The sequence below is a fragment of the Streptomyces sp. NBC_00045 genome, from assembly GCF_045041095.1.
Taxonomy (GTDB): Bacteria; Actinomycetota; Actinomycetes; order Streptomycetales; family Streptomycetaceae; genus Streptomyces.
In genome coordinates this window covers 4,027,898-4,051,160 of record NZ_CP108271.1, presented here as the reverse complement: position 1 = coordinate 4,051,160, position 23,263 = coordinate 4,027,898, and the positions used below count along the sequence as shown (strand labels likewise).

Below are 23,263 nucleotides of genomic sequence, written 5' to 3'. Positions count from 1 at the left end.
CGACGGGGCATCGGCCTCAGGGCCTCAGGGCCTCAAAGCCCCAGGGCCTCGAAGCGGCCTCAGGGCCTCAAGAAGAACGCTTCAGGCCGTCCAGGGACGACTGGGCACGCTCCAGTAGATCGTTCGGGACCCCCTCGGGCGCGGACCGGAGCTCGTCCACCAGCGCCGAGAGCCGAGCGACTCCCGCCCCGGCGCGACCGATCTCCTGCTCGGTCCAGGCGGCGTACTGCACACACTGGAGCCGGTCCCCCAGATGGTCCGGACCCAGCTCCGCGTAGAGGTCGGCGGCCCGCCCCGTCAGGTCGACCTCCTCCAGCCTCAGTGCCCCGGTGTCCACCTCGCCCTGCGCCCCGGCGCGGCGTGAGTCCCCGCCGTGTTCGTCTTCGTCCTCGGCTTCCTCGTCCTCGGCTTCCTCGTACGAGGTGACCCGCCAGTCGAGCACCTGCGCCAGCTGGAGCCAGGTCTGGGCGAGCTCGGCCCGAAGCTCCCGGGTCGACGCCTCGGGGGACCGGACACCTTCGGCGGTCCCGGCCAGGGCGGCCTCCAGGAGCCCGGCGGCTTGGTCCATCAGGTCCCGCGCCCGCGTCCATGCCGCCGCGTCGGCGTCCCCCCGCGGCGCCATCCAGGCCAGGGAGCGCAGGATCCGCACCTCGGCGACCGGGGCGCCGCCCGCCGCCCGGTACAGCTCCAGGGACCGCTCGTAGGCGGCGACCGCCTCCGGGACCAGGCGCGCGGCGGAGAGCTGCTCCGCGGCGGCCTGCGCGAGGGCGGCCTGTGGTCGCGGGTCCTCCCAGTCCTTGGCCACGTCAGCCGCCAGCAGGTACTGCTCCGCCGCCGCCCGCGGGTCGTTCAGCTGTCGCAGCAGGTCGCCGAGGAACTCCCGTACGGACACGGTCTGTCCCTCGCCGTACTCCAGCAGATCGGGCAGCGTCGACTGCAACACCTCCGCCGCGTCGGCGTGCCGGCCCTCCCGCGCGTACGCCCGGGCCAGTAGCAGACGGGCCTGTGCCCCTCCGTCGGCGGTCAGCCCCGCCTGGTCGAACCAGTGCGCCGCGGTGAGGGCGTGCTCGGCCGCTTCCGCCGCCGCGTCGGCCCGGCGCAGCAGGATGTCCGCCAGGGTGAGCCGTACGACGCCCTGAGTCTCGGCCTCGGCCACCTCCGTGGAGTGCTCCAGGGCGGAGCGCGCATCCGCCTCCGCCTCCTCGGGCCGGCCCAGCGACACCAGCACACCGGCCCGCAGCACCAGCGCGTCCACCGCCTGCCACGGCAGGCCCGCCGACACCGAGCGCGCCGCGGACGCGGCCAGCAGCGGTAGGGCCCGATCGGTGTCGCCCTGCGACAGGGCGACGCGGCCGAGCATCTCCTCGGCCTCCGCCGCCAGGTCGGGCAGAGCCTCGACGTGGGCGGCCACGAACGCGCCGAGTTCGGCCGCCAGTTCACCGTGCCCGTGGTCCTGCCCGGGACCGTGCTCGTGCTCGTGATCCGACCCGGTCTCCAGCGGGCGCAGGTACGACTCCACGCGGATCGACGTCAGCTCCGCCAGTGCGATCCGGCGCGGGCGCAGCGGTTCGTCCGCATCCAGTGCCTCGGCCGCCTCCAAGGCCACCGTCATCAGCTCCCGGATCCGCTGCGGCGCGGCCCCGGACTGCGCGGCCGCGCTCGCCAGCCGCAGCCGCGCCAGCGCGGCGCGCTCCGCTTGCCCGAGCTCCTCGTAGCGGTCTCGGACCGCCTCCAGCAGCTGCGCCGCGTCGTCCGCCCCGGCGCGGGCGGCCGCCAGGGCCCGGTGGTCCGCCACATCGGCCATGACCAGCGGGTCCGCCTGGCTCTCCGGGCACGCGTCCGCATGGACGCCCACCTCGGCCCAGAGCGCGTCCGCTGCCGGATGCCGCTGTTCCCGGGCCTGCCGCGCCCGCTGCACCAGCTCGTCGAAGCCGGTCGCGGGCGGTACGGGCGCGGCGGCGCCGGGGGCGCTCGCGGGAGCAGCGGTCCGCGGTTGCGGTAGTGCCGTGCTGCGCACACCCAGTGGCAGTACGTCGACCAGCGGTTCCCGCCCGATCCGGGCGAGGAAGCGGTCCGAGACCCGGGTGGTGCCGTTGCGAGCGTCGAACCGCCGGGCGATGTCGAGCGAGCCCGCGCGCAGCACCTCGTACAGCTCGGATACCGAGTGCGGGACGCCCTGGTAGGGAACGGCCGGGCTCTGTCCGTGCCCCAGCTCGATCAGCCGGCGCAGCAGTACGAGGCTGCCGCCGTGGAACGCCATCTGGTCGTCGACGTTGACCAGCGGGCCGACGTGACCGGCGTGCTCGGCGAGGATCTCCAGGCCGCGCGACTCGTTGCCGCTCAGGGCACAGAACTCGATGTGCTTGCCGACCGACGGCAACAGGCTCTCGTTGCCGCGGGCCATGCGGTAGCCGCGCACGTGGTGAGAACGGGCCTCCTCGAAGCGGCCGACGCGCAGCAGCGGCAGCAGCGAGGTGGCGAGCACCCGGTGGGGCTCCTCGGCGCAGGTCCGGTTGCCCGACAGCACGGGCTGCCAGACGTCCAGGGCCTGGGCGTCGTCCCCGCGCAGCACGGCGTACGCGCCCTGGCTGTTGAGTTCGCAGGCGTGGCAGTCGCTCATGTCGTCGCGGTCGGCGGCGAGCCAGGCGCGGAACGCCCGCTCGGCCCGGTCGTCCTCGCCGATCGCGTCGGCGAGCCACAGCTCGGCCTCGCGCACCGGCCGCTCGCTGTAGCCGGCGATCCGATAGCGGCGTTCCATCTCGTCGAGCCAGCCGGCGGCGGACTCCAGCGGGATCTCGGGGGAATCGCCGATGGCCGTGGCCACCCACTTGAACTGCCAGAACAGCGAGTGGGCGTCCCACCGGGAGAAGGCCCCGGGGTCCTTGTCGTACTCCTGGAGCAGCCGGGCGAACGGCACCAGCATCTTCGAGGACTCGGCGCTCCAGAGATAGGCGTTGATCAGGTTGTCCAGCGCCCGGCGGAACAGCGCCCCGTCGCCGAGCGCCTCCGCCGCACCCGCGAGCACCTCGGCGTGCGCGTTGCGTGCGGCCCCGTTCGGGGAGCCGCTGTTCTCGGCCAGGCCCTGCTCGATCTCCTCGCGCGTCAGCGTGGTCACTTCTGTTCCTCCGGGGAGTCGGTGGAGTGGGTCGCCCATTCCAGGAGCCCGAGGAAGGCCCGGTTGAGCAGCGTGGAGTCGGCAGGGCGCAGCGGCCGCTGGGACATCAGCAGCGCCTGCCCGTACAGCGATTCGACGGCCGTGCCGGTCAGGGCCTCGTCGGGCAGTGCCGAGATCCGGCGGATCAGCGGGTTGTTGTGGTTGAGCACCAGGCGGGCGCGCGGTGCGGAGCCGCGCAGTGCGCCGAGGATTCCGGTCCACAGGGAGTCGGCACTGCCCAGTGCCGCCGTGCGGTCGCGCTCCTGGCGGGCCTGGCGGTCGTCGAGGTAGAGCGCGGGGACGGAGACGGGCTGGAAGGCGCGCAGCACGACATCGCAGCCCTGCGGCTCCAGCCGGGTGCGCGCCGTGGACAGGAAGGGGGCGAGGGCCAGTTCGGCGGCGGTCGGGACGGGGTCGAGCCGCTCGGTGACGGCTCCGGCGTCCAGCTCCATGACCTTGAGGTCCGGGCGGACTGCGGGCAGCAGGGCGAGCAGGTCGGCGTCGTACGTGTACCCGGCGTTGATGACGCCGAGGCCGTGGGCCGCCGCGATCGGGGCGATCTGGCGGAACTCCTCGACGGTGCGCGTGAAGTGGATCTCGGTGTGCGCGGCCGTGAACTCCTGGAGGCTCATCGAGCCGTCACTCGTCTCGAACGGCAGCCAGGGCAGCATCAGGCCGAGCAGCTCGGCGTCGTGCCGGGCCAGGGACTTCACACCGAGGTGGTGGACGCTCAGGAAGGCGGCCAGCCGATCCGGTTCGCTCGCGGCGAGCTCGGCGAGCCAGGCCCGGACGCGGGCGCCGAGGGCCTCCCGTACCGCGGACAGTGTCTCGTCGTCGTACAGGTTCTCGCGGGAGGCGGTGGGCCGCAGCGTGTCCGTGTCGATGACCGCGCGGATGAAGAACGCCCAGTCGGGCAGCAGGTTGTCGGCGTGGTCCGTGAGCAGCATCCCCTTGAGGTGGACGCGGTGTCCGGCCCGGTGGGCGGGGCTGGTCGGCTCGGGCAGGACGTACGCCACTCCGCGCACTCCGGCGACGGGCAGGTCGAGGTCGATGCTGTCGAGCGGGGTGAACCCGAAGAGCTGCGTGCAGTGGCCGGCGAGCGCGACGCGGCGCGCGGCGGGGGTGGGGAAGGGGCGGTCCCACACGGCGGGCCGGTCGGTGACGGGCCGCGCTTCGCCGCCCTCGCCGTCGTCGAAGGTGATGTCGTACGGGAGCAGGGCGCCGTAGTCGCGGGCCAGCTGCTCGACCTTGGCGGGGACCGTCCATTCCTCGGCTCCCGGGCGGGCCTGCAGGATGACGGTGGTGCCGGGTTCCCGGCGGGCTTCGTCGGGTAGTTCGCGGACGGTGTACGAGCCGTCGTCCGTGGCCAGCCATTCGACGGGCGCGGCCAGGGGGTCGCGGGCGGAACGGGTGACGACGCGGATCTGCCGGGCCACGACGAAGCAGGCGAGCAGGCCGATGCCGAACTGGCCGAGGAACTCCCGGCGGGTGGTCTCAAGGCCGTGGTCGCCGCCGCGCTTGGAGCTGCGGCCGATGGTGGCGAGCAGCGAGTGGGCCTCGGCGGCGGTCAGGCCGATGCCGCTGTCCTCGATGGTCACCCGGCCCGCGGACGCCGACAGACGGATGCGGATCTCCGCCTCCGGGTCGAGTGCGTGGCGGGCGGTGACGGCGTCCACGGCGTTCTGCAGCAGCTCGCGGACGTAGACGCGCGGGCTGGAGTAGAGGTGGTGGGAGAGCAGGTCGACCAGGCCGCGCAGATCGACCTGGAAGCTGTTGGCCGAAGGATCGGAGTCGGAAGAGGAAGCCGATGTGGACGTCACGGGGCGTCACCTCGCGTAATTCGCATGGATGGTTCGGCGATCGCGAGGTACCCCCCTCACGGATCGGAATGAGGACCAGCCTAGGGGGATGATCTGACAATCTCTTGGTGAATTCCGGCGTCGCCGGGCGGCACCGGACGCAGCCCGAGCGCGCCCGGGCCGCCTTTACGAGAAGCGCAGGAACTGCGGCGGCACGGCATCCACGAGCCACACTCCGTTGGCGCTGATCCGGAAGACGTGCCCCGCCGCGCGCATCGCACCGGCGTCCACGGCCAGCACGACCGGACGGCCGCGCCGTGCGCCCACACGGGTCGCGGTTTCCCGGTCGGGGGACAGGTGCACGTGGTGGCGGGCCATGGGGCGCAGGCCCTCGGCGCGGATCGAGGTGAGGGCGGCCCCGACGGTGCCGTGGTAGAGGTACGCGGGCGGCTCGGCTTCGGGCAGGTCCAGGTCCACGGGAACGGTGTGGCCCTGGTTGGCCCGGATGCGGGTGCCGTCTACGGCGAACCGCTGTTTGTCGTTGGCGGCGACGACGTGGTCGAGCTCGGCGCGGCTGACGTGGAAGCCGTGGGCCGCGGCCGCACGGAGAAGATCGTCGATCTCCACCCAGCCCTGGGGATCGAGCACCAGTCCGATGCGTTCCGGCTGATGCCGCAGGTGTTTCGAGACGTATTTGGACACCTTCACGGTGCGTCTGTCGTCCATGGCCCCAGCTTGCCGGGTCGGACGGGGATCGAGCAGCGATTTATCGGCGCTCCGCCGGACTGAGACACCCTCTATCGCGTTTCCAAGATACGGAATACATTTTCCGCTGAACTACTGCCCAAGGGGAGAACCCATGACGATCCACGCTTCTCTGCCGCGCCGCGCGGTCGCCGAGCTCATCGGCACCGCCGGCCTTCTCGTGGTGGTGATCGGCTCGGGCATCCAGGCTTCCGCCCTCAGTCGTGACACCGGTGTCGCCCTCGTCGCCAACTCGCTCGCCTCGGCCATCGGCCTCGGGCTGATCATCACCCTCTTCGGGCCGCTGTCCGGAGCCCACCTCAACCCCGTCGTCACCCTCACCTCCTGGTGGGCCCGCCGGACCGGCGGCGAGGGGCTCGGTGGCCGAGAGGCCCTCGTCTACACCGCCGCCCAGACCGCCGGGGCCATCGGCGGTGCCGTCCTCGCGGAGGTGATGTTCGGCCGCACCCCGGGCACCTTCTCCACGCAGATCCGCGGCGGCCACCTGCTCATCGGCGAGATCGTCGCCACCGCAGGGCTCGTCCTGCTCATCCGGGGGCTGGAGCGCATCGGGCGCCCGAAACTGATCCCGGTCGCGGTGGCCGCGTACATCGCCTCCGCGATCTGGTTCACCTCGTCCGGTTCCTTCGCCAATCCGGCGGGCACCATCGGGCGCGCCTTCAGCGATTCCTTCACCGGTATCGCCCCGCAGTCGCTGCCCGGATTCGTCGCTGCCCAAGTGGTCGGCGGCGTCCTGGGCCTGGCCCTCGCGGCCCTCCTCTACGGGAGCACCGGGCGCGCTCTGCAGGACGCGTCGACGACCGTCGGCCCGGCAGTGCCCGTGCGAACCACGGGCGCCACCAGCCCCGCGAACCCCGGGTACGAGACCATCGGTTGAGTCGTCCACCGGTTGTTCACCGGTCGTCGTCCACCGGTCGTCCACAGCGTCGTCCACAGGAACCACCGGCTTGTCCACAGCCGGTTGGGTCTGTTTTGACGGCAAACGAGTGATCCGCCCTGTGGACTACCAGCCGGCCGGCGGCCACCACCAGCCACCGCCACCAGCAGCCGTCAGCCGCCATCACCGGCCGTGCGCCGGCCGCCGTCAGCCGCTGGCTCGGCGCGCCAGTTCGTTCATCGTCCGCGCCTGGAGTTCCCGCTCCGTGGCCGCCCTGACGAACTCGCCAACGAACTCGGCGCCGACCAGTTCCTGCACCGCCCGAACCGTCTCCGCCGGTAGTGGCACCGACGCCGGTCCGGAGGGCTGCGCGGTCCCGGCCGCCCCCAGGTGGCGCTGCAGATGCCGGGTCGCGAACAGCCGCATCGCCCGCGCCAGCTCGGCATCCACCGTCTGCTGGGCCAGGGGACGCAGTCTGCGCACCATCGTGGCCGCCTCCGCCGCATCCGCGTCCGTCGGCGGGACCTGCCCGAGGTAGCGGGCGAAGACGTGTTCGGTGGTGAACTCCAGGAACCGCGAGGCGATGTGCTCCACCTGTCCGCGCAGCTCCCGCAGATGGCCGGTGATCGCCGACAGCGGCACCCCGGCCGCGTACAGCTCGGCGGCCACCGCCAGCTCCTGCGGGGAGGGCACCAGGAACTCGTCGGGACGGCCCGGTATCGCCTCCAACACCCCCAGCTCGCACGCCTCGCCCACCGCGTCGTCGTCGGGCCGGCCGCCGAACCGCTCGTTCAGCTCGGTCCGGCTGATCCGGGCGGCCTCCTCGTCGGTCCACGGTCCGTGCACCTCGGCGACGAGCCCCAGCACACCGCCGAGCCCGCGCCCGGCGTCCCAGGCCTCCAGCAGCTCCTTGATGGAGGCCAGGGTGTAGCCGCGGTCCAGCAGGTCGGCGATCTGGCGCAGCCGCGCCAGATGTGTGTCCCGGTAGACGTTGGAACGGCCGCGCCGCTCAGGCTTCGGCAGCAGCCCACGGTCCTGGTACGCCCTGATCGTGCGTACGGTCGCCCCGCTGTGGTGCGCGAGATCCTCGATCCGGTACTCGGCCACCGCCTGTTCTGACAATCTCGGCTCCCTACGACATGGCGGCTCGGCCGACCGCGGCCGCCGCGGCCCGGGCGGCAGGCGAAGCCGCAAGGTACTCGACCGCCCTGCGCAGCGAGCCCTCCTGCGAGGGATGGTACGACCGCCGGAAGGAGCGGGATACGGCCGTGCCGGGCTCTCTCCGCGCCGGCAGCGGCCCCGCCCCGTTCACAGCCGTGGTTCCAGCTTCGCGAGCCGCCGCAGCGCGCCCGGTGCGAACCGGGAGAGCCACAGGGCCCCCTTGGACTCCGGTGTCACCGGCACCACGGCCTCGTTGTGCACCACGGCCCGCAGGATCGCCTCGGCGACCTTCTCCGGAGGGAAGTTGCGCAGCCCGTACAGCCGAGTGGAGCGCTCCTGGCGGCGCTTCTCCTCCGCCGCATCCACCCCGGCGAAGCGCGAGGTGGCGGTGATGTTGGTGTTGACGATGCCGGGGCATATCGCCGAGACCCCGATCGACCGCGAGGCGAGCTCGGCCCGCAGGCACTCGCTCAGCATCAGCACGGCCGCCTTCGACGTGCTGTACGCGGGCAGGGTCTTGGAGGGCAGGTAGGCGGCGGCGGAGGCGGTGTTGACGATGTGCCCGCCCTGGCCCCGTTCGGCCATCTGCCGGCCGAAGATCCGGCAGCCGTGGATGACCCCCCACAGGTTCACGTTGAGGACCTTCTTCCAGTCCTCCGAGGTGGTTTCCAGGAAGGGCCCGGACAGGCCGATCCCGGCGTTGTTGACCAGGACGTCCACGACCCCGTACTCGGCGGCGGTCTTCGCGGCGAGCTTCTCCATCGCCTGCTCGTCGCTGACGTCGACGCACTCGCCCCAGGCCTCGGGAGCCCCGACGAGCCGCGCCATGTCGGCCGTGCGGGCCGCGCCCTCGGCGTCCCGGTCCACGCACACCACCCGCGCCCCGGCCTCGGCGAACGCGAAGGCGGTGGCTCGGCCGATACCGCTGGCGGCGCCGGTGACCAGCACCAGCTGGCCCCCGAACCGGTCGGCGTACCGACCCGGAGCCTTCTGTTCCGGCGCCCGGGTGGCGGGCTCCTCCCGGGCCGTGACGAACTCGGTGATCCATGCGGCCAGCTGGTCGGGCCGGGTCCGCGGCACCCAGTGCTTGGCGGGCAGGGTGCGCCGCACCAGGTCGGGGGCCCACAGCTCCAGCTCGTCGTAGAGATGCTCGGAGAGGAAGGCGTCCCCGGTCGGGGTGATCAGTTGGACGGGCACGTGCGCGTACGCGTCCGGGCGCGGCCGGCGCATCCGGGGCCGTACGTTGTCGCGGTAGAGCCAGGCACCGTGCGCGGCGTCCGAGGGCAGCGAGGCCGTCGGGTAGGAGCCGGCCGGGACCTTCTCCACGCGCTCCAGGATTCCCGGCCACCGCTTGCCGAGCGGCCCGCGCCAGGCGAGCTCCGGAAGTACGGGGGTGTGCAGCAGGTACACGTACCAGGACTTGGCGCCCTGGCCGAGGAGCTGCGCGGCCCGGCGCGGGGTGGGCCGGGCCATCCGCTTCTTGATCCAGTGGCCGAAGTGGTCCAGGGAGGGACCGGACATCGAGGTGAAGGAGGCGATCCGGCCCTCCGTGCGGGCGACCGTCGCGAACTCCCAGCCCTGTACGGAGCCCCAGTCGTGGCCGACCAGGTGCACCGGCCGGTCCGGACTGACCGCGTCCGCCACGGCCAGGAAGTCGTCGGTCAGCTTCTCCAGGGTGAAGCCGCCGCGCAGCGGCACCGGCGCGGAGGAGCGCCCGTGGCCGCGCACGTCGTAGAGCACCACGTGGAAGCGGGCCGCCAGCCGCTGAGCGACCTCAGACCAGACCTCCTTGCTGTCCGGGTACCCGTGCACGAGCACCACGGTCGGCCGGTCCGCCTCGCCGAGCTCGACGACGCACAGTTCGATGCCGCCGGTGCTCACGCGGCGCTCGCGCGCCCCGACGAGGCCCGTGCCCTTGGTTCCGTCCGCTCCGCTCATGCCGCTCATGCTGCCCTCTCCTCGGCCCAGCGCCGCACGTGCGGCAGATCGTCGTCCAGCCAGAACGCGCTCTCCACGGGATCCCGCGAGTCGGTGACGACCAGGATCTCCTCGAACTTCGCGCCAGTGCCCCGGAATCCCAGGTGCGGCTCGACCGCCCACAAGCCGGGCTGTGGCGGGTGGTCGGAGAAGCGGTACGGGCTCCACAGCGGGGACCAGCCCTCGCGGTGTCCGCGCAGGGCGTCGGAGGCCAGCCCCTTGAGGGACTGCGTCCCGAACCCGAAGGCGGTCGGGGACCAGCGCCGCTCCTTGACCCGGTCTATCTTGTGGGCGATCACGCCGAAGGGGTAGGCGCGGTGCCGGTTGGCGTACCCCTGACGGATCATCAGCCGCTCGACGTTCTCGTAGATCTCGCGCAGCGGGCGTCGCTCGCGGACCTGCTCCAGGATCAGCTCACGGTGCACCCGCAGATCGGACATGAGCCGGTCCTGTACGGGGTTCAGCCCGAGGCTCCCCGAGTACCCGATGTCGGCCGCGTACCCCTTGTACACGGGCGCCATGTCGAGGATGAACGGCATCCCCGGCTCCAGCTTCCGGTTCGTCGGGAAGAACTGCAGGGGGATCTTGAAGTTCGCGAAGGCGGTGCGGTCCCCGAACCAGGCGAACGGCAGGTGGAACCAGTCCCGCACCCCGCGCTCGCGCAGCCACTCGCGCTGCAACCGCGCGGCCTCGCGCTCGGTCACCCCCGGCCGCAGCTGCGCGGCGACGGTCTCCGCGCACTCGTACGAGAGGCGTTGCACTTCCCTGAACCCGCGCAGGTCAGCCGAGAGTTGCGCGGTGCGTTGCCTGGTGTCCGCAGCCATGACAGCCGTCCGTCCGTAGAGCCGTACGCGCTACGCGCCCGTAACTTGACACTGATGAATGTGACAATGACCGGAGATCACGTCAAGGCCCGTGCACGGACCTGTGGACAAACTTGTCCGGTCCGCATCAGCCTTTCGTCAGGGTGTGTAGTCCTGAAGGCGGAGACGGGATGACGCTCCAGGTCTGACGATCCGCGCGACCGGCGCCACTAACGTCGAAGCCGTGACTGTCATCGCGACCGAAAGCCTGAGCAAGCGGTACCCCCGAGTGACCGCAATCGACCGGCTCTCCCTGGACATCGGGCCCGGAGTGACCGGCCTCGTGGGTGCCAACGGAGCCGGCAAGTCCACGCTGATCAAGATCCTGCTTGGACTGTCCCCCGCAACCGAGGGCCGCGCCGCCGTACTCGGACTCGACGTCGCCACCCACGGCAGCGCCATCCGTGAACGCGTCGGCTACATGCCCGAGCACGACTGCCTGCCGCCCGACGTCTCGGCCACCGAGTTCGTCGTGCACATGGCGCGCATGTCCGGGCTCCCCCCAACCGCCGCACGGGAGCGGACCGCCGACACCCTGCGCCACGTGGGCCTGTACGAGGAGCGCTACCGCCCCATCGGCGGCTACTCCACGGGCATGAAGCAGCGGGTCAAACTGGCGCAGGCGCTCGTCCACGACCCCCAGCTGGTCCTCCTCGACGAGCCCACCAACGGCCTCGACCCCGTCGGCCGCGACGAGATGCTCGGCCTGATCCGCCGTGTCTACACCGACTTCGGCATTTCCGTCCTGGTCACCTCCCACCTCCTCGGCGAGCTGGAGCGGACCTGCGACCACGTCGTGGTCGTCGACGGCGGCAAGCTGCTGCGCTCCAGCTCCACCAGCGACTTCACGCAGATCACCACGACCCTCGCGGTCGAGGTCACCGACACGGACGCCCACCCGGACGGCACCGCGGCCCTCCGCAAGGCGCTCGCCGAAACGGGCCTCACCCTGCACGCCGGCGAGGAGCAGGGCCTGCCCGGAGCCGGGCACATCCTGCTCCTGGAAGCCACCGGCGAGGAGACATACGACATCGTGCGCGACACCGTCGCCGACCTCGGCCTCGGCCTGGTCCGCATGGAACAGCGCCGCCACCACATCGCGGAGGTCTTCCGCGACAGCGACCAGCAGCAGCTCGTCCGGAAGGGAGCCGGTTCCGATGGCGCCTGACACCTCGACCCAGATCCACAACATCGGCTACCGGTCCTACGAGGGCGCCCGGCTCGGCCGTGCCTACGCCCGCAAGTCGTTGTTCTCGCAGTCCCTGCGCGGGGCCTACGGACTCGGCCGGTCCGCCAAGTCCAAGGTCCTCCCGATGATCCTCTTCGCGGTGATGTGCGTTCCCGCGCTGATCATCGTCGCGGTGGCCATCGCGGTACCCGGCTCGACCAGCCTGCCGATCAAGTACACGACGTACGCCTTGACCACGCAGGTGATCATCGGCCTCTACGTCGCCTCGCAGGCGCCCCAGTCGGTCTCCCGGGACCTGCGGTTCAAGACCGTGCCGCTCTACTTCTCGCGGCCCATCGAGCGCATCGACTACGTCCTCGCCAAGTTCGCGGCGATGGCCTCGGCGTTGTTCATCCTCACCGCCACACCGCTGCTGATCATGTGGATCGGCTCGCTGCTGGCCAAATTCGACTTCGCGGACCAGACCAAGGGGTTCGCCCAGGGACTGGTCTCCGTGCTGCTGCTCTCGGTGCTGTTCGCCGGCCTCGGCCTGATCATGGCCGCGCTCACCCCGCGCCGAGGCTTCGGCGTCGCCGCCATCATCGCCCTGCTGCTGATCCCCTACGGCGCCGTGACCGCCGTACAGGGCGTGGCGTACAGCGCCGGCACCACCGGCCCCATCGAATGGATGGGCCTGTTCTCCCCGATCACCCTGATCGACGGCGTGCAGACGGCCTTCCTCGGTGCCACCTCCGCCTTCCCCGGCGGACAAGGCCCCTCGGCCGGTGTCGGCTTCGTCTACCTGCTCGTCGTCCTCGCCCTCATCGCCGGCTCCTACGCCGCCCTGATGGCCCGCTACCGGAAGGCCGGGCTGTGACCACGATCGACATCGACCACACTTCCCGCTGGTTCGGCAACGTCGTCGCCGTCAACGACGTGACCATGCGCATCGGCCCCGGAGTCACCGGGCTCCTGGGCCCCAACGGCGCCGGGAAGTCCACCCTCATCAACATGATGGGCGGCTTCCTCGCCCCCTCCACCGGCACCGTCACCCTCGACGGCGCGCCGATCTGGCAGAACGAGCAGGTCTACAAGCAGATCGGCGTCGTGCCCGAGCGCGAGGCCATGTACGACTTCCTGACCGGCCGGGAGTTCGTCGTCGCCAACGCCGAGCTGCACGGCCTCGACGACGCGGCCGCCCAACTGGCGCTCGCCACGGTCGAGATGGAGTACGCACAGGACCGGAAGATCTCCACGTACTCCAAAGGCATGCGCCAGCGCGTGAAGATGGCCTCGGCCCTCGTCCACGACCCGTCCGTGCTGCTCCTCGACGAGCCGTTCAACGGCATGGACCCGCGTCAGCGCATGCAGCTCATGGACCTGCTGCGGCGCATGGGTGACGACGGCCGCACCGTCCTGTTCTCCTCCCACATCCTGGAGGAGGTCGAGCAGCTCGCCTCCCACATCGAGGTGGTCGTCGCCGGCAGGCACGCCGCCTCCGGCGACTTCCGCAAGATCCGCCGCCTGATGACGGACCGCCCGCACCGCTACGTCATCCGCTCCTCCGACGACCGGGCCCTCGCCGCGGCCCTGATCGCCGACCCCTCCACCGCGGGCATCGAGGTCGACCTCAAGGAAGGCGCCCTGCGCATCCAGGCCGTCGACTTCGGCCGCTTCACCGAGCTGCTGCCGCAGGTCGCCCGTGCGCACGGCATCCGCCTGCTGACGGTCTCTCCCTCCGACGAGTCCCTTGAGTCGGTCTTCTCCTACCTCGTCGCGGCCTGAAGGAGCTGGCACCCATGTACAACCCCACCGTCGCCCGGCTCACGTACCGCGCGTTGCTCGGCCGCCGTCGCGCGCTGATCCTCTGCGCGCTGCCCGCCCTGCTGATCGTCATCTCGCTCGCCGTCCGCACCTTCAGCGGCCTGGACGACAAGATCGCCGCCGACTTCCTGGGCGGCTTCGCCCTCGCCACCATGGTTCCGCTGATCGGTGTCATCGCCGGCACCGGAGCCATCGGCCCCGAGATCGACGACGGCTCGATCGTCTACCTGCTCTCGAAGCCGGTGAAGCGTCCGACGATCATCATGACCAAGCTGATCGTCGCGATCGGCATCACGATGGCCTTCTCCGCGATCCCGACCCTGATCGCCGGCTTCATCCTCAACGGCAACGGCCAGCAGATCGCCGTCGCCTACACCGTCGCGGCGCTCGTCGCCTCGATCGCCTACAGCGCCCTGTTCCTGCTGCTGGGCACGGTCAGCCGGCACGCGGTCGTCTTCGGCCTGGTCTACGCCCTGATCTGGGAGTCGCTCTTCGGCAGCCTGGTTTCCGGGGCGAAGACCCTCAGCGTCCAGCAGTGGGCCCTGGCCCTCGCCGAGAAGGTCGCCGGCGAAGGGTACGTCGACGCGACCGTCGGCTTGCCGACCGCGGCGACCCTGCTCGTGGTGGTCACCGTGGGCGCCACCCTCTTCGCCGGGCAGAAGCTGCGCCGCCTCACCCTGGCGGGCGAGGAGTAAGACCTTCCCGTACGTATCGGCGGCGGTGCCCCGCCCGGCCCACAGGCCGGGCGGGGCACCGCCGTACGGGGCAAAATCAGTGCATGGTCGAGCACCCCGAGCCCGAGCGGTCCAGGCCCGTACGGTCCTGGATCCGCTCCTCGCCGGGTACGCACATATGGCTGCTGATGATCGCCGTCACGAGCGTCATCGTCGTGATCGCACCCGACCACCTGGAGCACGTCCTGCTCCACCGGCACAGCAGCAATATCCACGAACTCACCCGTCACCCGGTGCGGGCCCTGCTCTCCAGTGCCTTCTGGATCGAGAACCCGGCCTCGCTCGCCCTGTACGCCGTCCTCTTCGAGCTCTTCCACGCACCCGTGGAACGCTGGCTCGGCACCCTGCGCTGGCTCGCCATCGTCGCGACCGCCCACATCACGGCCACCCTGATCAGCCAAAAGGTGGTCCTGATGGCCATTCAGGACCACCGGGCCCCGCAGAGCATGGTCCATGTCGTCGACGTGGGCGTCAGCTACGGCCTCGCGGCCTCGATCGGAGTCCTCACCTACCGGCTCCCCAACCCGCTGCGCTGGCTCTACCTCGCTGGTGTCGTCGCCTTCTACGGGCTGCCCCTCCTCACCGGAGGCACCTTCACCGACCTCGGGCACGCCATATCCGTGTCCGTCGGGCTGCTTGCCTGGCCACTCACCCGTCACCCGCACCCCAGGCATGTTTCACGTGAAACATGAGCACAGCGCCTGCCCTGGCCGATGGACGGAAATTGACTGGTACGGGACCTGCGCCGCGGGCAGAGTGAGTCGTGCGGGGAGCAACAAAAAGGTCCGGAGCAGCCACTTCGAGCGCGCCGTACGGCGCGGGCTGTTCCGGACCTTCCCTCGTTCTCGGACGGTTCCCGTTGCGGGGAGGGGCCGTCAGGCGGCGCCCAGCAGACGCTCCAGCACCACCGCGATGCCGTCCTCCTCGTTGGAGGCCGTCACCTCGTCGGCCACGGCCTTCAGCTCGGCATGGGCATTGGCCATCGCCACCCCGCGCGCCGCCCAGCCGAACATCGGAATGTCGTTGGGCATGTCGCCGAAGGCGATCGTCTCCGCCGCCTTCACGCCCAGCCGGCGCGCGGCCAGCGAGAGGCCGGTGGCCTTCGTCAGCCCGAGCGGCAGGATCTCCACTATCCCCGGGCCGGCCATGACGATGTCCACCAGTGAGCCCACGGTCTTCCGGGCCGCCTTGACCAGAGCGTCGTCGCCGAGCTCCGGGTGCTGGATGTACAGCTTGTTCAGCGGAGCCGTCCAGACCTCCGCGGTGTCTTCCAGGTAGACGGCCGGCAGGCCCTCCTGTACCTGGTAGCCGGGCCCGAACAGCACATCGCCGTCCACTCCGTCCCGGCTGGCCGCGAGCGCCAGCGGACCCACCTCGGCTTCGAGCTTCGACAGAGCCAGACCGGCAAGCTGCCGGTCCAGCGTCACCGAGGTCAGCAGCCGGTGCGCCCCCGCGTCGTAGACCTGCGCGCCCTGCCCGCACACCGCGATCCCGTGGTAGCCGAGATCGTCCAGCACGCCCCGGGTCCAGGGCACGGCCCGGCCGGTGACGATGATGTGTGCCGCGCCCGCCGCGGTGGCCGCGACGAGCGCTTCACGGGTGCGTTCCGAGACCGTGTCGTCGCCACGCAGCAGCGTGCCGTCGAGATCGGTCGCGACGAGCTTGTACGGGAACGGGGCCGGGCTCACTTGGCGATCGGCTCCAGGACCTCGCGGCCGCCCAGGTACGGGCGGAGCGCCGCGGGCACCCGCACGGAACCGTCGGCCTGCTGGTGGTTCTCCAGGATCGCGACGATCGTGCGCGGTACGGCGCACAGCGTGCCGTTCAGCGTCGAGAGCGGCGCGGTCTTCTTGCCGTCGCGGTAGCGGATCGACAGGCGGCGGGCCTGGAAGCCGTCACAGTTCGAGGCCGAGGTCAGCTCGCGGTACTTGCCCTGGGTCGGGATCCACGCCTCGCAGTCGAACTTGCGGGAGGCGGAGGAGCCCAGGTCGCCGGTGGCGACGTCGATCACCTGGAAGGGCAGCTCCAGGCTGGTCAGCCACTGCTTCTCCCACTCCAGGAGGCGCTGGTGCTCGGCTTCGGCCTCCTCCGGCGCGACGTACGAGAACATCTCGACCTTGTCGAACTGGTGGACGCGGAAGATGCCGCGGGTGTCCTTGCCGTACGTACCGGCCTCGCGGCGGAAGCACGGGGAGAAGCCGGCGTACCGCAGCGGCAGCTTCTCGGCGTCGATGATCTCGTCCATGTGGTACGCGGCGAGCGGGACCTCGGAGGTGCCGACCAGGTAATAGTCGTCCTTCTCCAGGTGGTACACGTTCTCCGCGGCCTGGCCGAGGAAGCCGGTGCCCTCCATGGCGCGCGGGCGGACCAGCGCGGGGGTCAGCATCGGGACGAAGCCGGCCTCGGTGGCCTGCGCGATCGCCGCGTTGACCAGGGCGAGCTCAAGCAGGGCGCCGACACCGGTCAGGTAGTAGAACCGCGAGCCCGACACTTTGGCGCCGCGCTCGACGTCGATGGCGCCCAGCAGTTCGCCGAGCTCCAGGTGGTCCTTGGGCTCGAAGCCCTCGGCGCCGAAGTCGCGGATCGTGCCGTGCGTCTCAAGGACGGTGAAGTCCTCCTCGCCGCCGACCGGGACGTCCTCGTGGACGATGTTGCCGAGCTGGAGCAGCAGTCGCTTGGCGGCCTCGTCGGCCTCGTTCTGCTCGGCCTCGGCGGCCTTGACGTCCGACTTGAGCTGTTCGGCCTTCTTCAGCAGCTCCGCGCGCTCCTCCGGAGAGGCCTTGGGGATGAGCTTGCCGAGCGACTTCTGCTCATTGCGCAGTTCGTCGAAGCGCATGCCTGAGGACCTGCGGCGCTCGTCGGCGGAGAGCAGTGCGTCGACGAGTTCGACGTCCTCTCCACGGGCGCGCTGCGAGGCGCGGACACGGTCAGGGTCTTCACGGAGCAGCCGGAGGTCAATCACCCCTCCAGGCTACCGGGCTGGGCTTCCCGGGCTCACACCGATATCACGCTGCGTGTCGCTATGTCCCAATTGCGGAGAATGGAAAACTTTGGCCGGCTGGCTGGAAGTGGCCCTTCCTGGCCGGTCAATAAAAGTGGCCCATTCCCTGAAAAGGGGCACAAGCGGGGGTATCCAGGCGCCCTCTGAGCAGGGCGGGGGCCTCTCCCTTGTCCACAGGAATTGCCCACCACGGTGACTTGTCCACAGGCTGTGCGCCGGATCTGTGGACACGGAATTAGATCAATCCCCACCCGCAGCCCGCCCGAGGGAATCGGAGCTCAAACCACCCTCACACACTCATTCGGGTGGGAATGGCTCGCCCCAAAGAGTTGATCGGCGATGTAGGGGTGACGCCGTTCACCTTCCGCTCCCCAGCGCGAAACCTGGGCCCCCGACCGATTTGTCGACCTTGTCGCGCCATGATGTCGACTAGTCCACAGGTCCCCATCTCGGCCTGTGGATAACTCTGTGGACAAGGGAAGAAGAGCTACGCCCGGCCGTCGAGGCAGCGCGTCAGCCAGTCGGAAGCCGCCGTGAAATCGCCGTCCGAGGTGCCGGGTCGCGGAGCACGCACGTCACCCTGAGCGACGCCGGCACGGGGATAGGAGCCGAGGAAGCGGACCTGGGGGCACGTGCGCTTGAGTCCCATGAGCGCCTCGCTGACCCTGCGGTCGGAGATGTGGCCCTCGGCGTCGACGGCGAAGCAGTAGTTGCCGATGCCCTCGCCCGTCGGCCGGGACTGGATCAGCATCAGGTTCACCCCGCGGACGGCGAACTCCTGGAGGAGCTCCAGCAGCGCACCGGGGTGGTCGTCGCCGAGCCACAGCACGACGGAGGTCTTGTCGGCGCCCGTCGGTGCGGCCGGCCGGGCGGGGCGTCCGACGAGCACGAACCGGGTCTCTGCGTTCTCCGCGTCGTGGATCTCGGTGACCAGCGGGACGAGCCCGTACGTGGCGGCCGCGAACTCGCCCGCGAAGGCGGCGTCGAAGCGGCCCTCCTGGACCAGCCGGGCACCGTCGGCGTTGGAGGCGGCCGACTCCCACGCCGCATCGGGCAGGTGCGCCCGCAGCCAGTTGCGCACCTGGGGCTGGGCGACCGGGTGCCCGGTGACGGTCTTGACGTCCGACAGCGTGGTCCCGGGCCGCACGAGCAGTGCGAACGCGATGGGCAGCAGCACCTCGCGGTAGATCATCAGCGGTTCGCCGGAGGCCAGCTCGTCCAGAGTGGCGGTGACCCCGCCCTCGACCGAGTTCTCGATCGGCACCAGGGCGGCCGCGGCCTCCCCGTTGCGCACGGCGTCAAGGGCGGCCGGGACCGACACCATCGGGACGAGCTCCCGGGTCGCGGCTTCCGGCAGTGTGCGGAGGGCGGCTTCCGTGAAGGTGCCCTCGGGACCGAGATAGGTGAAGCGCGTGGCCGACATGTGATCAGCCTAATGCCGGGTCCCCGACCACCGGGGCGCTGTTCATCCTTCGAGCAGCCGCTGCCCCACGTACTCCCCGTCGCGGGGGCCGGGCGGCACCGCGTACAGCCCGCTGGACTCGTGCCGGATGAAAGCCGACAGGGCGTCCCCGCGGTCGAGCTTGCGCTGGACGGGGACGAACCCGCGCAACGGGTCGGCCTGCCAACAGATGAAGAGGAGACCCGCGTCCGGGGTGCCGTCGGCGGCGATCCCGTCGTGGAAGGAGAAGGGACGCCGGAGCATGGCGGCCCCGCCGTTCTGCTCGGGGGCGGAGATCCGGGCGTGCGCGTTGGTCGGGATGACCGGCTTGCCGTCGGGGCCGATCTTGTCGAGGGCCATCGTCGTGGTCTCGGTGCCGCCGGTGAGGGGCGCGCCAGTGGCCTTCGTACGGCCTATGACCTGCTCCTGCTGGGCCAGGGACTGCTTGTCCCAGTCGTCGAGGAGCATCCGGATGCGCCGCACGACCGCGTACGAGCCCCCGCCCATCCAGGCGTGCTCGGCGGGCCCGGGACCGGTGGCGGGGACGAAGATCCGCTTGTCGAAGTCGGGCTGGGCGGGCTTCGGGTTGTTGGTGCCGTCGACCTGACCCATGAGGTTGCGGGCGGTCATGGGGGCGGCAGTGGCACCGGGGGACCGGTTGAAGCCGTTCATCTGCCAGCGCACCCGGGCGGCTTCTCCGGCGTCCTTCTGGAGGGCGCGCAGTGCGTGGAAGGCGACGAGCCCGTCGTCGGCACCGATCTGGACCCACAGGTCGCCGTTGCTGCGCTGTGCGTCGAGCCGGTCGGCGGAGAAGTCGGGCAGCGGGTCGAGGGCGGTGGGGCGGCGGGCGGCGAGCCCGGTGCGCTCGAAGAAGGAGGCCCCGAACCCGAAGGTGACGGTGAGGGAGGACGGTCCGGCGTCGAGGGCGATACCGGAGTCGGCGGCCGAGGCGGCCTTGCCCGCCATCAGCAGCCGGGCGGTGTCGGACCAGCGCCGCATCAGGGCGGCGGCCTCCTTGCGGCCGGCCCCGGGGGCCAGGTCGAAGGCGAGGACGTGGCCCTTGGCCTGGAGGGGGGTGGTGATGCCGGCCTGGTGATCGCCGTGGAAGGCGACCTGGTTGGCGCCCAGGGAGGCGAGGCCCCCGGCGGCCCCGGCCGCGCCGGCCGGGGAGTCGGCGAGGGCGGAGTGCACGAGGGCGCCGCCGGTGGCGCCCAGCGCGAGCCCGGCGGCGCCCGCGGCGCCGACGGTGCCCAGCAGCCGGCGCCGGGAGATCTCGATGTCGGGGTTGCTCTCGGTCACTCTGGTCAGCCGATCTTCACGTTCTTCTGCACGGTCGTCTGGTCGATGTCGGAGGTACGGACGGACACGTCGATCCGCCATTCACCTGCCAGCGGCAGCTGGACGCCGGATGCGCTCCAGTGTCCGGGGGCCGCGCGCTCCGGGACGAGCGGCAGGGGGCCGATGTCCTTGGCGGGCAGGGTGAAGGCGACCTTGATCTCGGGAACGTCGAGCGGTTGGCCGTCGGGGTCCTCGACCCAGACGTGGAGCGAGTTGGCGCCGACCCGGCCCGGGTCGACCTCGACGCGGACCGACCCCTTGCCGTTCTGGCCGCCGGTGTCGAACGGCAGGGTGATCTTGATGGCGCGGTTGGGGACGGCGGTGGCCGCCGCGGAGTCGCGCCCGCTCGCCTGCTCGGCGGTCCGGCCGGGCTCGGTACTGGTGAGGACGGTGGTCACGGCGAGCAGGGCGATGGCGACCCCGGCTTCGGCGAGCACGGAGCGGCGCAGTCCTGCCCGGGCCGGATCGGCATCGCGTACCTGCTTCTCGCGGGCGTTCTCGCGGGCAGCGCGCTGCCGGGCGAGCTGCGCGGCACGCTTGGGGTCCTCGGGAACGGTCACGGCTGCCGGCTTTGTTTCACGTGAAACATCGCGCTGTCGCGTGATCTTGGCTGCCTTCCCGGCAGGTGCCTCGGTAAGCCGTGCGGTCCACGAGCGGGAGACGTAGGCGATGCCGACGAGGACGGCGACGAGCCCGACCTTCAGCAGCAGCAGCTGTCCGTAGCTGGTCCCGGTGAGGGCGGACCAGCTGCCGAGCTGCCGCCAGGACTGGTAGACGCCGGTGACAGCGAGGACCACGACGCTGACGAACGCGACCCGGGAGAACCGCTGGACGGCCTCTCGCTCGATTCCGGGGACCTTGTGGAGGGCGACGAGCAGGGCGGTGAGTCCGCCGAGCCAGGCGGCGACGGCCAGCAGGTGCAGGATGTCGGCAGGCATGGCGATACCGGGCTGGATGCCGGTCGAGGCGTGCTCCGACAGCGCCCAGGTGGCGGCGATACCGCTGGCCACCACGGCTCCGCCGATGCCGAGGCCGAAGAGCAGGTCGTCGCCCTCCTTGTCCGCCTCCTTGCTCTTGTCCTTGCGCTTTCCCTTGTCCGCAGCCTCGGCGGTCCGGCGCGCGTACACCCCGAACAGCACGGCGATGAACAGGGCGGCGGCGCCGAGGAGGAGCAGCCGGGAGACGAGGGAGGCGCCGGTCTTGGTCTCCAGGACGGCCCTCAGGCCGTTGAGGTCCAGCGCGTCGGTGAACTTCCCCGATCCCGTGTACGGCGTGCGGAGCACCAGCATCACGAGGGTGGCGGCCGTGAGCGTGACCCAGGCGCGCACGACCAGCTTCTGCAGCGGGCGCTGCGCCGCGCCGCGTCGCCAGCACAGCAGGATGAAGGCGGCTCCGCCGACGAGGACGGTGAAACCGGCGTAGGCGGCGTAGCGGGCGATGCCGTAAGCAATGCCCACCGGTCCGCCGCCCGCCTTCTCGGTGGGCAGGGCGACGCTGGTCGCCGAGGGGGCGCCGACGGAGAAGGTGAAGGCGCCAGAAACGGGGTGGCTGTCGGCGGACACGGCCTGCCAGGCGACGGTGTAGGTGCCGTCGGGTAGCCCGGAGTGCAGCGCCGTGCCGTAGCGGACGGTGGTTCCGCTGCACATGTCCCGCAGTTCGCCGGTGTCCACCCGCCTGCCCTGCGGGTCCATGACCCGGATGGAGTCGTCGCCCATGGCGACCTGCTCCGAGAAGGAGAGGGTGACCTGGGCGGGGGCCGTGGCGACCACCGCCCCGTCCTTGGGGTCGCTCGCGGTGAGTGCGGCGTGTGCCGCGGCCGGACCGGCCGCGGTGAACAGGGTTGCCAGCAGGGCTGCGAGGACCAGCGCGAGCCGCGGCAGGAGTGCCGGGGCCCGGACGCGGGCCGGGGAGGGGGCGATGGCCGTCATGGCGTGTCAGTACCTCGGTCCGTCAGTGGGCGCTGGTGTTCTGGGCGTTGTACGTCCGTTCCTTGACGTCCAGCTCGACCTTGACGGGGTCGGCCTTCTCGAAGCGCAGCTCCACGGTGACCTTGTCGCCGACCTTCGGCGTGTTCTTCAGCCCCATGAACATGACGTGGCTGCCGCCGCGCTCCAGCTTGAGCTCGCCGTTGGCCGGCACGTCCATGGCAGCGACCTGCCGCATCTTCTGGTCTTTGGTCTCGTGGATCTGCAGGTCGTCGGAGAGGGGGCTGGTGACGGCGGTGAGCTTGTCGGCCGTCTTGGACTCGTTCTTGATGACCATGAACGCGCCGGCCATCTTGTCGTTCACGGGCTCCGGCATGAAGGCGCCGGTGACCGTCATCTTCGGCTTGTCCGCGCCGGACTTGGAGCCGGAGTCGGCGTCGGAGTCCGACGAGCAGCCGGATATGGCCAGTGCTGCCGTCAGGGAGAGCGCGGCGGCGAGGGTACGGATGGTGCGGGCGTTCACGGGTTCTCCCCCTTGATGACCTTCGGCAGGTCCGCGGTGTAGTTGTCGACGGTCGTGCCTTCGCCGTAGAGGAGGTACCCCTCGTCGGTCTTGGGCGAGAACGCGATGACCTGGGCGCCGTGCATGGACACGACGCTGCCGTCGGCCTCCTTCTTCGGAGGGTCGATGCCGATGCCGAGCTTGCGCGCGGCGGCCTGGATGGTGGCGAAGTCCCCGGTCAGTCCGGTGAAGGACGGGTCCTGGGCCCTGAGCCACGCGCCGAGGGAGTCGGGAGTATCCCGTTCGGGGTCGGTGGTGACGAACACGACCTGGAGCTTGTCCTGGTCGGCCTTGGGCAGTGCCTTCTTGGCGACGGCGATGTTGCTCATCGTCAGGGGGCACACGTCGGGGCAGTTGGTGTAGCCGAAGTAGATGAGCGTCGGCTTGCCCTTGGTCTGCTCGCGCAGGTTCCACGGCTTGCCGGTGGTGTCCGTCAGGACCAGCTCCGGCTTGTCGAACGGGCGGTCGAGGACCGTGGCGGCACCGGCCTTGGACTGGCCGGTGATCTGCGTGACCGAGTTGGGCTTGGCGGGCTCACCGCCGCAGGCGGTGAGGGTGAGGGCGGCGGCTGCCACGAGGGCGGCGACCGTCACACGTGTGGTGCGCATGGCGAGATGTCCCTGGGATCGGGGATGTGGTGCGGGCGGCCCGGCCACGGAGAGGGGCCGGCTGAC

19 protein-coding genes are annotated in these 23,263 nt (G+C 71.1%); 6 read left to right on the top strand and 13 right to left on the bottom strand.

Going from position 1 to position 23,263, the window contains the following annotated elements; genetic code table 11:
• Positions 1 to 67: 67 nt before the first annotated feature.
• From OHA65_RS18950 to OHA65_RS18940, 3 genes are all read right to left on the bottom strand, one after another.
• On the bottom strand, positions 68 to 3,115 hold the full coding sequence (locus OHA65_RS18950) for a tetratricopeptide repeat protein (RefSeq protein WP_327284275.1): 3,048 nt from the start codon (positions 3,113 to 3,115) through the stop codon (positions 68 to 70).
• Positions 3,112 to 4,974 carry an HSP90 family protein gene (locus tag OHA65_RS18945; protein ID WP_371644122.1) on the bottom strand — a complete coding sequence of 621 codons (1,863 nt, stop codon included), beginning with the start codon at positions 4,972 to 4,974 and terminating at the stop codon, positions 3,112 to 3,114. Before OHA65_RS18945 ends, OHA65_RS18950 begins: the two co-directional genes overlap by 4 nt.
• Before the next feature lie 165 nt (positions 4,975 to 5,139).
• The gene (locus tag OHA65_RS18940) at positions 5,140 to 5,679 is read right to left on the bottom strand and encodes an RNA 2'-phosphotransferase (RefSeq protein ID WP_328763202.1); all 540 of its coding nucleotides are present in this window, start codon (positions 5,677 to 5,679) and stop codon (positions 5,140 to 5,142) included.
• 133 nt (positions 5,680 to 5,812) lie between these two features.
• On the opposite strand from OHA65_RS18940, the gene OHA65_RS18935 reads away from it, so the two are divergent.
• Entirely contained in the window at positions 5,813 to 6,595 is a 783-nt protein-coding gene (locus OHA65_RS18935) for an aquaporin (protein ID WP_327284272.1), read from the top strand.
• 207 nt (positions 6,596 to 6,802) lie between these two features.
• Here OHA65_RS18935 and OHA65_RS18930 read toward each other — a convergent pair whose 3' ends face one another.
• The 3 genes from OHA65_RS18930 to OHA65_RS18920 form a co-directional block, all read right to left on the bottom strand.
• Positions 6,803 to 7,717 carry a MerR family transcriptional regulator gene (locus tag OHA65_RS18930; RefSeq protein WP_327284271.1) on the bottom strand — a complete coding sequence of 305 codons (915 nt, stop codon included), beginning with the start codon at positions 7,715 to 7,717 and terminating at the stop codon, positions 6,803 to 6,805.
• 186 nt (positions 7,718 to 7,903) lie between these two features.
• Complete coding sequence (locus OHA65_RS18925; protein WP_328763201.1) at positions 7,904 to 9,703, bottom strand: SDR family oxidoreductase; 1,800 nt, start codon at positions 9,701 to 9,703, stop codon at positions 7,904 to 7,906.
• Positions 9,700 to 10,557 carry a M24 family metallopeptidase gene (locus OHA65_RS18920; protein ID WP_329314004.1) on the bottom strand — a complete coding sequence of 286 codons (858 nt, stop codon included), beginning with the start codon at positions 10,555 to 10,557 and terminating at the stop codon, positions 9,700 to 9,702. Before OHA65_RS18920 ends, OHA65_RS18925 begins: the two co-directional genes overlap by 4 nt.
• A gap of 223 nt (positions 10,558 to 10,780) precedes the next feature.
• On the opposite strand from OHA65_RS18920, the gene OHA65_RS18915 reads away from it, so the two are divergent.
• The 5 genes from OHA65_RS18915 (at position 10,781) to OHA65_RS18895 (ending at position 15,014) form a co-directional block, all read left to right on the top strand.
• Positions 10,781 to 11,764: an ABC transporter ATP-binding protein gene (locus OHA65_RS18915; protein WP_327284268.1), complete on the top strand. Its 984-nt coding sequence runs from the start codon at positions 10,781 to 10,783 to the stop codon at positions 11,762 to 11,764.
• On the top strand, positions 11,754 to 12,641 hold the full coding sequence (locus OHA65_RS18910) for an ABC transporter permease subunit (protein ID WP_327284267.1): 888 nt from the start codon (positions 11,754 to 11,756) through the stop codon (positions 12,639 to 12,641). The genes OHA65_RS18915 and OHA65_RS18910 overlap by 11 nt, the downstream gene beginning before the upstream one ends.
• A complete protein-coding gene (locus OHA65_RS18905) occupies positions 12,638 to 13,549 on the top strand; it encodes an ABC transporter ATP-binding protein (RefSeq protein WP_327284266.1) in 912 nt (303 codons plus the stop codon). Before OHA65_RS18910 ends, OHA65_RS18905 begins: the two co-directional genes overlap by 4 nt.
• 14 nt (positions 13,550 to 13,563) lie before the next feature.
• Positions 13,564 to 14,283 (top strand): ABC transporter permease subunit, encoded by a 720-nt coding sequence (locus tag OHA65_RS18900; RefSeq protein ID WP_327284265.1) that lies wholly within the window; start codon positions 13,564 to 13,566, stop codon positions 14,281 to 14,283.
• Positions 14,284 to 14,366: 83 nt separating this feature from the next.
• On the top strand, positions 14,367 to 15,014 hold the full coding sequence (locus OHA65_RS18895; protein WP_327284264.1) for a rhomboid-like protein: 648 nt from the start codon (positions 14,367 to 14,369) through the stop codon (positions 15,012 to 15,014).
• Between the two features lie 183 nt (positions 15,015 to 15,197).
• Here OHA65_RS18895 and OHA65_RS18890 read toward each other — a convergent pair whose 3' ends face one another.
• The 7 genes from OHA65_RS18890 to OHA65_RS18860 form a co-directional block, all read right to left on the bottom strand.
• Entirely contained in the window at positions 15,198 to 16,010 is an 813-nt protein-coding gene (locus tag OHA65_RS18890) for an HAD family hydrolase (RefSeq protein ID WP_327284263.1), read from the bottom strand.
• The gene (gene serS, locus OHA65_RS18885; RefSeq protein WP_327284262.1) at positions 16,007 to 17,284 is read right to left on the bottom strand and encodes a serine--tRNA ligase; all 1,278 of its coding nucleotides are present in this window, start codon (positions 17,282 to 17,284) and stop codon (positions 16,007 to 16,009) included. The genes OHA65_RS18890 and serS overlap by 4 nt, the downstream gene beginning before the upstream one ends.
• Before the next feature lie 526 nt (positions 17,285 to 17,810).
• A complete protein-coding gene (gene pheA, locus OHA65_RS18880) occupies positions 17,811 to 18,746 on the bottom strand; it encodes a prephenate dehydratase (RefSeq protein WP_327284261.1) in 936 nt (311 codons plus the stop codon).
• Positions 18,747 to 18,788: 42 nt separating this feature from the next.
• The gene (gene efeB, locus OHA65_RS18875; protein WP_371646876.1) at positions 18,789 to 20,072 is read right to left on the bottom strand and encodes an iron uptake transporter deferrochelatase/peroxidase subunit; all 1,284 of its coding nucleotides are present in this window, start codon (positions 20,070 to 20,072) and stop codon (positions 18,789 to 18,791) included.
• The gene (locus tag OHA65_RS18870) at positions 20,069 to 22,030 is read right to left on the bottom strand and encodes a copper resistance protein CopC (protein ID WP_405762176.1); all 1,962 of its coding nucleotides are present in this window, start codon (positions 22,028 to 22,030) and stop codon (positions 20,069 to 20,071) included. Before OHA65_RS18870 ends, efeB begins: the two co-directional genes overlap by 4 nt.
• A gap of 22 nt (positions 22,031 to 22,052) precedes the next feature.
• Positions 22,053 to 22,550, bottom strand: coding sequence for a copper chaperone PCu(A)C (locus OHA65_RS18865; RefSeq protein ID WP_327284258.1), 498 nt, complete (start codon positions 22,548 to 22,550; stop codon positions 22,053 to 22,055).
• The gene (locus OHA65_RS18860; protein ID WP_327284257.1) at positions 22,547 to 23,197 is read right to left on the bottom strand and encodes an SCO family protein; all 651 of its coding nucleotides are present in this window, start codon (positions 23,195 to 23,197) and stop codon (positions 22,547 to 22,549) included. Before OHA65_RS18860 ends, OHA65_RS18865 begins: the two co-directional genes overlap by 4 nt.
• Between the last annotated feature and the right edge of the window lie 66 nt (positions 23,198 to 23,263).

Bases quoted from the DNA above. Each gene is read 5' to 3' on its own strand.
- OHA65_RS18940 (WP_328763202.1), bottom strand. From the start codon at position 5,679: ATGGACGACAGACGCACCGTGAAGGTGTCCAAATACGTCTCGAAACAC.
- OHA65_RS18935 (WP_327284272.1), top strand. From the start codon at position 5,813: ATGACGATCCACGCTTCTCTGCCGCGCCGCGCGGTCGCCGAGCTCATC.
- OHA65_RS18925 (WP_328763201.1), bottom strand. From the start codon at position 9,703: ATGAGCGGCATGAGCGGAGCGGACGGAACCAAGGGCACGGGCCTCGTC.
- OHA65_RS18920 (WP_329314004.1), bottom strand. From the start codon at position 10,557: ATGGCTGCGGACACCAGGCAACGCACCGCGCAACTCTCGGCTGACCTG.
- OHA65_RS18910 (WP_327284267.1), top strand. From the start codon at position 11,754: ATGGCGCCTGACACCTCGACCCAGATCCACAACATCGGCTACCGGTCC.
- OHA65_RS18900 (WP_327284265.1), top strand. From the start codon at position 13,564: ATGTACAACCCCACCGTCGCCCGGCTCACGTACCGCGCGTTGCTCGGC.
- OHA65_RS18895 (WP_327284264.1), top strand. From the start codon at position 14,367: ATGGTCGAGCACCCCGAGCCCGAGCGGTCCAGGCCCGTACGGTCCTGG.
- pheA (WP_327284261.1), bottom strand. From the start codon at position 18,746: ATGTCGGCCACGCGCTTCACCTATCTCGGTCCCGAGGGCACCTTCACG.
- OHA65_RS18870 (WP_405762176.1), bottom strand. From the start codon at position 22,030: ATGACGGCCATCGCCCCCTCCCCGGCCCGCGTCCGGGCCCCGGCACTC.
- OHA65_RS18860 (WP_327284257.1), bottom strand. From the start codon at position 23,197: ATGCGCACCACACGTGTGACGGTCGCCGCCCTCGTGGCAGCCGCCGCC.